Below are 9,599 nucleotides of genomic sequence, written 5' to 3'. Positions count from 1 at the left end.
AATTCAACGTATGACGTCGATTGCAAGTCGCGGCCTGACCCTGAGTTATCAGCGCCAGGTGATTATTGACGCGCTGGACATGCAACTGCCCAAGGGCAAGATCTCGGTGCTGATTGGCAGTAATGGCTGCGGTAAAAGTACCTTGCTCAAATCCTTTGCCCGACTGCTGAAACCGCAGCAAGGCTCGGTGATTCTCAACGGCGTGGATATCCAGCAAAAATCCACGGCGGCGGTGGCGCGTGAGTTGGCCATCCTGCCTCAGACACCGACGGCGCCTGAGGGTATTACCGTTCGCCAGCTCGTGGCCCTGGGCCGATACCCTTATCAGAGCTGGATGCAGCAGTGGTCGGCCGAGGATGAAACCATGGTCAATCGCGCGCTGACGCAAACCAGTTTGCAGGCGCTGGCGGATCGGCCGGTGGATGCCTTGTCCGGTGGGCAGCGCCAGCGTGCGTGGATCGCCATGACCCTGGCCCAGGACACCGGCATTGTGCTGCTGGACGAGCCGACGACCTTCCTTGACCTGGCTCACCAGATTGAAGTGCTGGACCTGCTGCGCGACCTCAACCGGCTCGAGAACAAAACCATCATCATGGTGCTTCACGACCTCAACCTGGCCTGTCGTTATGCGGATCATATGGTCGCGGTGCATGAGCGTACGGCATTTGCCCAGGGCCGGCCTGAGGACGTCTTGACTCAGGCGCTGGTCAAAACCGTGTTCGACCTCAACTGCAGGATTATTCCTGATCCGTTCTTTGGTACGCCGATGTGCATCCCGTTTGGTCGGGAACTGCCGCTATGAGTCTGGCTCGCCACTTCACCGCGCAAGAGTGGAGCGTGTTGGGCGGTGGGTTGCGGTTGAAGGACTGCGCCGAGCGTGATCCATTACGCTCGCTGATGGCGCGTGACCTGTTGCAGGAAGATGTGTGCGAGCGTTTGCTGGACGCATTGAGCCCGGTCATTGGCTCACCGTCGCGGGCGATCACCGCCTCGCTGCTGGGCAAGCGCCTGTCGTTCCTGGCCACCGGCGCCTGTTTGTACGCCATGTCGGTGTACGACAAAGGACTGCTGCTGTCGCTGGACAATACGGTGATCGAGTACGGTCATGATGACGGACTGTGGACGTCTTCAATGCCGCTGGCTCATTCCCTGCCGCTGACGTACGGGGCTGGTGAGCGCGAGGCCTGGCGGGAAACCTTGGTGCAGTCACTGTTTGCCGGGCTGTTGAAGCCGCTGTGGCAAACCTTCAACCGTGTGAGTGGCGTTTCACGGCGCATCTTGTGGGAAAACTCCGCAGTGCGCGTGTATTCGTTGTATGAAAAACGCATGGCAAAAATCGACGAGCCGTCGGTGCGCGAGCGCTATGAAGCCGACTTCAGGTGGTTGCTGACTCAGGCAGAACCTGCGCTGTTCGGCCTCGATTACAACCCGCTGAGTCACTTCCGTCGTCCGCCGACGCTGGTCGACGAGGGGCAGCGCAGCATTCGCTTTCGACGAACCTGCTGCTTCTATTACCTGGCTACTGAGCCCGCTGAATATTGTTCGACCTGCCCACTGCTGCGTCCGGGGAAATGCCGATGAGTTATCAGATCAACCCTCGCCAGCAGCTCGTCGACCCGGAGTTGCTCAACGCCTACCGGTCGATCCCTTCGTCAACCATCGGCCACTTTTCCGATCGGGGTTTCCTGCGGGGGATCAAGCCGCTGTTCAACAACATCCGCATGGTCGGCACTGTAGTCACCGTCAAAGTCTTCCCGCCGGATGGCAGCATTTTGCGTGAAGCGCTGTTGCTGAGTGAGCCGGGCGACGTGCTGGTGATCGAATGTGTGGACGACGAGGAGTGTGGCTGTTGGGGCGAACTGCGCACCCTCGCCGGGCTGATCAAAGGGTTGGCCGGGGTGGTGGTGTCGGGTGCGGTCACGGATGTCAGCGCATTACGTCGTCATGGGTTACCGATCTTTTGCCGGGACGTCAGCGCCTACACGACTCGCGGTATTGGCGCCCGTGGGGAGGTCAATCGGTCGATCAATGTGGGCGGGATTCAGGTGCAGCCGGGGGACCTGGCCATTGGTGATGATGACGGTGTCTACATCCTCGATGCCCGGCGTGCGGCCGAGCTGCTGTCTGAGTTACTAGCCAAAGAAGAAGCCGACGAACGGCGCCGCGCGGAATTCCTGCAGAGACTCGACGCCCGCCTGACCTGAAACTGCGTCATCTGCTCATCGATTTGTTGCAGCGCAAAGCGGCAATGCTTTGATTCTTCGGGCAGATTTTTGTAACGGGTTGTTTGCGGCAAGCGCAAAAAACTATAAAGTTAACCTTTCGGTCAGCTTTGCACTGTCAACACAGCCCTTTGCTCCGTCGATAAGGGCTTCCGCAAGACTCGAGATTCCCAGAACATAACCAGAAGGGCGGACCCATAACCGCCCAGAGGATGATCCATGTCCAACCGTGATATATCCCGGCGCTCGTTCCTACAGGGCGGGCTGGTGGCGGGTGTGAGCGTCACGCTTACACCGCTCAGCAGCCAGGCGCTGGCAGCCTTGATGGAAAACAGCGTGACCGTGCCGTCCGAGCAATGGCTCGGCAACAACGGCAAGGCGCGCTCGCGTAACGATGCCTTGTCCAAGGTCTGCGGCAGCAAAGTCTTTGCCCGCGACATCCGTGCCAAGGACATGCCGGGCTGGCCCCAGCAGCAGGGCCACGCCATGTTGCTGAAAATCACCAAGGCTGACCGCATCTATGCGGGTTACGACCTGTCGTGGCTCGGTGCCGACTTGCAGCCCGATCGCATCGTTACCGCCGCCGATCTGGACAAGGACGGCATCGTCTTCCCGGAAGAGCACGCGCCTGACCTGTTGCTGCCCCAAGGCAAAGTGCCGATGTTCATCGGTCATCCGGTGGCGATCCTGATCTGGAACGACTTCGAGCGTTTCCGCCAGGCCAAGGCCAAACTCAAATTCAATGACAAAGCAATCCGCTACGGCGCCCAGGTGCCTTACTACGAAGGCGATCCCTACGGCAGCTTCCGCTACGTGCGCGTCGGCGGCGCGACCTCGGCGGACGAAGACGAATTCGCCAGCCTCAAGGATTCGATCCTGTTCCCGATGCTGAAAAACCGTCGTCCGGTGTGGAATTCCCAGCCGGACCTGCACGGCAACCTGACCGAGCGCGGCCTGTTTTACGCCGACCGGATGAAGCAGCAAATCGACAGCCCGCCAGACAACTGGCTGGTGTTCGACGAGCGCTACAAAACCCCGTCAATCGAACCCGCTGCGATGGAGCCGGACAACGGCAACGGCTGGTACGACCCGGCGACCAAGACCCTGCACTTTGTCGTCGCCACCCAGTGCCCACTGGAAGCCGCCACCGAAACCGCGAAGATGATCGCGCCGTCGCGTTTCGGCCTGGCCAACCTGAACATGCACCCCGGCTACACCGTCGGTTACGGTTCCAAAGACCACAACATTTTCGTCTACTACGCAGCGTTGGCCGCGCTGTACGGCGCCGGCGTGCCGGTGCGTCTGGCCAACGACCGCTACGAGCAATTCCAGAGCGGCATCAAGCGTCACTCGTTCGACATCCGCTACCAACTGGCGGTGGACAAGACCGATCACAGTTTCAAAATTTTCCGCGCCGAGATGAGCGTCGACGGCGGCGGGCGGATCAACTACAGCCCGTCGGTGGCGGCGGTTGGTGCCACGGCGGCGCAGTCGATCTACTACATGCCGCAGAACGATTTGCAGGTCACGGCCTATCATTCCCGCGCCGTTGAGGCCGGGTCGATGCGTGGTTACGGTACGCTGCAAAGCATGGCTTCCACCGAGATGATGGTGGATGAAATTGCCGATCGCCTGGGCATCGACGCCATTGCTCTGCGCAAGAAAAACGCCATGCTCTCGGGCATGAAAAACACCCAGGGCGCGGTGCCGGCGGGTGCGTTGCGTCTGCACGAGATTCTCGAGAAGGCGGCCGTTCACGAGGTCTGGAAAAACCGCGACGCGATCAAAAAACAACGCGAAGCGCAGGACCCGGATCACTGGTACGGCGTCGGTTTTGCGATCTGCCAGAAAGACTTCGGCACCGGTTCCGAAGCGCCGATGGCCAGCATCGAATTCACCGCCGAGGGCCACGTGACCCTGCGCCATATCGGCATCGAAATCGGCACCGGCATGTCCACCTCCCAAGCCCTGGTGGTGGCGGATTTCATCGGTATCCCGGCCACCGAAGTGAAAACCGGCGAAACCGAATGGAAAGAGCTGCAACTGATCACCGGCGGCAACCCGTACATCATGAGCCAGGCTGAACAGGACGGTTTCCTGCGCAACCCGCGCTGGGTCGGCAAATTGGCCTCGGCCTCGTCGGCGACGAACTCCGCCTACTACTTCAGCCATGCCACTCGTGAAGCGTCCCGCGTGCTGTTCAACCACGGCTTGTGGCCGGCGGCGTTGCAGATATGGGGCCAGGGGCCTTACGGCGGCCAGGCCAACCCTTACGTGGTGCGCCGCGAGGACGCGCATTGGGTCGACGGCAAACTCACCGCCAACGGCATGCAACCGCTGAGCTTCGAACAGCTGGCCAAACACGCCCACGAAAAGGGGCTGGTGACCGGCGCCACCGTGCACGGTTTCAACCGGTGGAGCTGGGCCGAGGCCGATTTCAGCATCGACGGCGTGCGTGAACGCCTGCCGCTGGATGGCTTGGCCGTGAAGTACGGCGACGGTGCGCCAAACGCGAAGAAGGCGCAGATGACCAGCGCCGGTTTCCATCTGCTGGATCGCCAGAACGTGCACTACCCGGACACCCAGTTGAACAACGCGGCGGTGACTTACTACAGCCCGGTCGCGACGCTGGTGGAATTGAAAGTGAACAAGGGCTCCGCCGAAGTACAAGTGCTCAACCATCACTCGTGGGTCGAGTGCGGTCGGGTGCTGGTGGAAGAACTGGTCAAAGGTCAGCTCGAAGGCGGGATCGCCATGGGCATCGGCCATGCGTTGATGGAAGAGATGCCGCTGTACGAAGGTGGGCCGGGGGAGGGTGACTGGAACTTCAACCGATACCGCTTGCCGATGGCGCGACACGTTGCGGTCTGGAAACAGACGGCGGAGATCCTGCCGCCGTTGTCGCCGAGCGATCCATCGAAGGGCATCGCCGAAGTGGTGATGATCCCGGTGGTCGGTGCGATCGGCAACGCCGTGGCCCACGCTATCGGTAAGCGCGTTCGCGACCTGCCTATCACTTCTGCCCGCATCAAGGAGGCCCTCAATGGCTAACCGTCCGCTTCAGCTGACCCTCAACGGTCAATCCGTCGGCCCGGTGGACATCCCTGATGACCTGCCGATGATCGACTACCTGCACGAATACAAAAACCTTACCGGCTCGCGCCTCGGCTGCGGCCAGGGTATCTGCCATGCCTGTGTGGTGATCGTCGATAACCCGGACGGCACCAGCGAAGAAGTGCGCACCTGCATCACCGGCGCACATTACTTCGAAGGTAAAAAAGTGCGGACCATCGAAGGCCATGCGACCCGAGATGAGCAGGGCAAGGTCACCGCGCTGAACCCGATCCAGCAGCGTTTCGTCGATGAATTCGCTTTCCAGTGCAGCTATTGCGCGCCGGGCTTCGTGAATGCCGCGACCGTGTTGGTGGAAAAACTTCAGCGTCAGCCGATTGTTAAAAGTCAGCTGGAAAAAGTTATAGAGGACAGCCTCGGTCACCACATCTGCCGCTGCACCGGCTACGTGCGCTACTACAGCGCGACGCGCAACGTGCTGACCGATCTCGGTCTGGTCAAGGAGGGTTAAGCATGAAGCATCTACTTTCCCGCCTGGCGTTGGCGGTTGGTCTGGTTGCGCCGGTGTTGCTGGCTCACGCGGATAATCAGATCAAACGCGGCGAATACCTTGCCCGCGCCGCTGACTGCATGGCCTGCCACACTGCGCCGGGCGGCGCGCCTTTCGCCGGCGGCCTGCCGATCGTCTCGCCGTTCGGCACGATCTACGGCACCAACATCACTCCGAGCAAAGAGCACGGCATCGGTCTGTATAGCGATGACGAGTTCTTCGCCGCGCTCACCAAAGGCAAGCGCCGGGATGGCGCGAACCTGTACCCGGCGATGCCCTACACCTCGTATCACCTGATGCCTCGTGCAGATTCGGACGCGATTCATGCCTATCTGAGAACTGTCGAGCCGATTGAACGCGCAGCGCCGGTCACCAGCCTGAGCTTTCCGTTCAACGTACGCCTGGGCCTGATGGGCTGGAACATGCTCTACGGCAAGGACGTGCAACTCGCGCCCACCGAGGGCAAAAGCGAAGACTTCAAGCGCGGCCAATACATGGTCGAAGTGCTCGGTCACTGCGGCGAGTGCCATACCCCGCGCGGTCTGCCCGGCGCGATGCAGCAGGACAAACGCCTGACCGGTGGCCTGCTCAATGGCTATCTGGCACCAAGCTTGCTGGCCAATGACCTGGCGGCGCGGGGCTGGAATCATCAGGACCTGAGCTCGTTCCTCAAGCACGGCATGAGCGCCCAAGGCACGATGTTCAACGAGATGTTTCCGGTGTTCCACAACAGCACCCAAGGCCTCAACGACCCGGACCTGGCGGCGATGGCCACTTACCTGCTCGGCGATCAACCGCCCGCAGCGAAGGTGCTGACCGAAGTGCCCCTGGACAACATGAGACCAAGCGCCCAGCGCGGTCGTCAGGATTACCTGAACGTTTGCGCCGGTTGCCACGCGCCAAATGGCGAGGGCAAGCCGCACATCGCAGTGGCCATGCGCGGCAACACCACGTTGCGTCTGGACGATCCGCGTAACTTGCTGCGGGTGATCGAGGACGGCATCGGCGAGCAGAAATTCGCCGGGTTCGAACGCATGCAACAGATGCCGGGCTTTGCCGACAAGCTCAGTCACGAGCAACTGACCGATCTGCTCAACTATCTGCGTCAGGGTTGGGGTGGTCAGGCGAGTGAGCTGGCGGTCAGCGATGTGCAGAAGCTGCAAGCGGATGCTCCGACCGCCGAGCACAAGGCGCACTGACATGCAGCATCTCGATCTGCAGGTTGTGCGCCGGGCGCTGGAATGGTCGGCGGCTGGTCAGCGGGTGTGGTTGTGCACGGTGCTCGCCACTTACGGCTCGGCACCGCGTGCGCCGGGGTCGCTGCTGGCTGTGAACGCTGATGGACAATGGATCGGTTCGCTGTCCGGTGGCTGTGTTGAGGAAGATTTCCTGGAACGCGTCGCCGAGGGTGCATTCTCTGAGGCCGTCAACGTTGTCCGTTATGGCGAAGGTGATGACCCGCGCTCCCGAGTGAGCCTGCCCTGTGGCGGTGTGCTCGATGTGCTGGTGGAGAAGCTTGAACCTGATTGTGAGGTTCAGGCGCATCTGCGGGAACTGGAGTCGGCGTTGCTGGGTCAGCGTCGGCTGATCCGTGAAGTTGATCTGGCCAGCGGTGCGCGTAATGTGTTCGCAGACAGCGAGCAGGGGGCGCGCATCGAGCGTGAGATCGACCGGGTACGTGTACGGATCGGCGCGGCTCAGCGGTTGCTGCTGGCGGGGTATTCCAGTGTCGCCCAGGCCTGCGCGGAGTTTGCCGTGGGTTTGGGGTTCGAGGTGATCCTGTGCGATCCCCGCGATGAAGTGCTGGAAGGCGTGGTGCTCAACAACGTCGAGATTCGCCGCCAACTGCCGTCGGTGTTCATCGCCGACGGCGGCTGTCACAGCGACACGGCGGTGGTGGCGTTGACCCACGATCCGCGGATTGATGATTTGGCGATGATGGAAGCCGTGCGCACCGATGCGTTTTATATCGGCGTGATGGGCTCGATGCAGACGTCGCAAAAACGCTTTGAACGGTTGCGCAGGATTGGCGGGTTGGGGGATGTGGAGTTGGCGCGGATTCATGCGCCGATTGGCCTGAACCTGGGCAGCAAGACGCCAGCAGAAATTGCCCTGGCCGTACTCGCCGACATCCTGCGCATCCGCAGCGGCATCCCGCGGGATCGACTTTGATTTCCTTGTAGGAGCTGAGCTTGCTCGCGAAGGCGGCGTGTCAGGCAACATCAATGTCGACTGACACGGCCTCTTCGCGAGCAAGCTCAGCTCCTAAAAGGGGGGGGCGGTGTTGCTTAGTACCCGAACTTATCCCGCAACCCGTAATACCAGGCACCCAACGCCGCAAACGGCGTGCGCATCAGTTGTCCACCCGGAAACGGGTAGTGCGGCAAATCCGCAAACGCATCAAAACGCTCAGCCTGACCACGCAACGCTTCGGCCAGAACCTTGCCCGCCAGGTGCGTGTAAGTCACGCCGTGGCCGCTGCAACCCTGGGAATAGTAAATGTTGTCGCCCAGCCTCCCGACCTGCGGAAGACGCGACAGTGTAAGCAGGAAATTTCCGGTCCAGGCGTAATCGATCTTCACGTCTTTCAGTTGCGGGAAAGCCTTGAGCATCTTCGGCCGAATGATCGCCTCGATGTTCGCCGGGTCCCGCGCGCCATACACCACGCCACCGCCGAAGACCAAACGCTTGTCCCCGGTCAGGCGGTAGTAATCGAGCAGGTAATTGCAGTCTTCAACGCAGTAGTCCTGCGGCAACAGACTCTTGGCTAGCGCATCGCCCAGCGGTTCGGTGGTGATCACCTGAGTCCCGCACGGCATCGACTTGGCCGCCAGTTCCGGCACCAGATTGCCGAGGTAGGCATTGCCCGCGACGATGATGAACTTGGCCCGGACCTTACCCTGTGGCGTATGCACCACCGGATTCGCACCGCGCTCGATGCGCACCGCTGGCGACTGTTCATAAATAGTGCCGCCCAACGACTCCACGGCCGCCGCTTCCCCGAGCGCCAGGTTCAGCGGATGAATATGCCCGCCACTCATGTCGAGCATGCCACCGACATATTGATCGCAAGCCACCACTTCACGGATGCGCTTTTGGTCCAGCAACTCAAGTTGTGTATGACCGAACCGCTCCCACAGACGCTTCTGGGATTCCAGATGGCCCATCTGCTTGGCGGTAATGGCGGCGAATACACCACCGTCCTTCAAGTCGCACTGGATATTATATTTGGCAACCCGCTCACGAATGATCCGGCCACCTTCGAACGCCATCTGCCCCAGCAACTGAGCCTGCTTGGGCCCGACACTGCGCTCGATCACATCGATGTCGCGGCTATAACTGTTAACGATCTGGCCACCGTTACGCCCCGACGCACCAAACCCGACCTTGGCCGCCTCAAGCACCGTGACCTTAAAGCCGTTCTCCAGCAGAAACAGGGCAGAGGACAGCCCGGTGTAACCGGCACCGATCACACAGACATCAGTCTCTACGTCATCCTGCAAGGCCGGGCGCGGCGGAACCGCATTGGCCGATGCGGCGTAATAGGATTCCGGGTAGGGGGTGTTCGCCATCCTGCAGCCTCTGTTTAATATATTTTACGAGTGCATCGATCCTACCCGAGATAAAAATCGACCGCCAGCCACCGCAAAATCTTCTTTGCAGCGGCGAAATTAAATATTTTGCATATTCATAGGGTTAGCTCGAAAAAAGGTGTTGACACCCCTCCGGAATTCCGTAGAATGCCGCCTCACAGC

Annotated in this window: 8 protein-coding genes; 7 read left to right on the top strand and 1 reads right to left on the bottom strand. The window is 60.7% G+C overall.

Annotated features, from left to right (window positions below; translation table 11 throughout):
- Positions 1-10: 10 nt before the first annotated feature.
- The 7 genes from ACMXYH_RS21240 (at position 11) to ACMXYH_RS21210 (ending at position 8,016) form a co-directional block, all read left to right on the top strand.
- Entirely contained in the window at positions 11-802 is a 792-nt protein-coding gene (locus ACMXYH_RS21240; protein ID WP_415764827.1) for an ABC transporter ATP-binding protein, read from the top strand.
- Positions 799-1,581, top strand: coding sequence for an IucA/IucC family C-terminal-domain containing protein (locus ACMXYH_RS21235; protein WP_415764826.1), 783 nt, complete (start codon positions 799-801; stop codon positions 1,579-1,581). Before ACMXYH_RS21240 ends, ACMXYH_RS21235 begins: the two co-directional genes overlap by 4 nt.
- Entirely contained in the window at positions 1,572-2,204 is a 633-nt protein-coding gene (locus tag ACMXYH_RS21230) for an RraA family protein (RefSeq protein WP_415767731.1), read from the top strand. The genes ACMXYH_RS21235 and ACMXYH_RS21230 overlap by 10 nt, the downstream gene beginning before the upstream one ends.
- 237 nt (positions 2,205-2,441) lie before the next feature.
- Positions 2,442-5,273 carry a xanthine dehydrogenase family protein molybdopterin-binding subunit gene (locus ACMXYH_RS21225; RefSeq protein WP_415764825.1) on the top strand — a complete coding sequence of 944 codons (2,832 nt, stop codon included), beginning with the start codon at positions 2,442-2,444 and terminating at the stop codon, positions 5,271-5,273.
- Positions 5,266-5,805 carry a (2Fe-2S)-binding protein gene (locus ACMXYH_RS21220; protein ID WP_134421300.1) on the top strand — a complete coding sequence of 180 codons (540 nt, stop codon included), beginning with the start codon at positions 5,266-5,268 and terminating at the stop codon, positions 5,803-5,805. The genes ACMXYH_RS21225 and ACMXYH_RS21220 overlap by 8 nt, the downstream gene beginning before the upstream one ends.
- 2 nt (positions 5,806-5,807) lie before the next feature.
- Positions 5,808-7,043 (top strand): c-type cytochrome, encoded by a 1,236-nt coding sequence (locus ACMXYH_RS21215; RefSeq protein WP_129443060.1) that lies wholly within the window; start codon positions 5,808-5,810, stop codon positions 7,041-7,043.
- A gap of 1 nt (position 7,044) precedes the next feature.
- Complete coding sequence (locus ACMXYH_RS21210) at positions 7,045-8,016, top strand: XdhC family protein (RefSeq protein WP_415764824.1); 972 nt, start codon at positions 7,045-7,047, stop codon at positions 8,014-8,016.
- Positions 8,017-8,132: 116 nt separating this feature from the next.
- On the opposite strand, the gene ACMXYH_RS21205 is transcribed toward ACMXYH_RS21210, so the two are convergent.
- The gene (locus ACMXYH_RS21205; RefSeq protein ID WP_134421297.1) at positions 8,133-9,416 is read right to left on the bottom strand and encodes an NAD(P)/FAD-dependent oxidoreductase; all 1,284 of its coding nucleotides are present in this window, start codon (positions 9,414-9,416) and stop codon (positions 8,133-8,135) included.
- Positions 9,417-9,599 lie beyond the last annotated feature (183 nt).

The sequence above is a fragment of the Pseudomonas frigoris genome (genome assembly GCF_047758635.1).
GTDB lineage: Bacteria > Pseudomonadota > Gammaproteobacteria > Pseudomonadales > Pseudomonadaceae > Aquipseudomonas > Aquipseudomonas frigoris.
The sequence above is the reverse complement of the archived record's forward strand: the minus strand, read 5'-3'. Positions and strand labels throughout refer to the sequence as shown.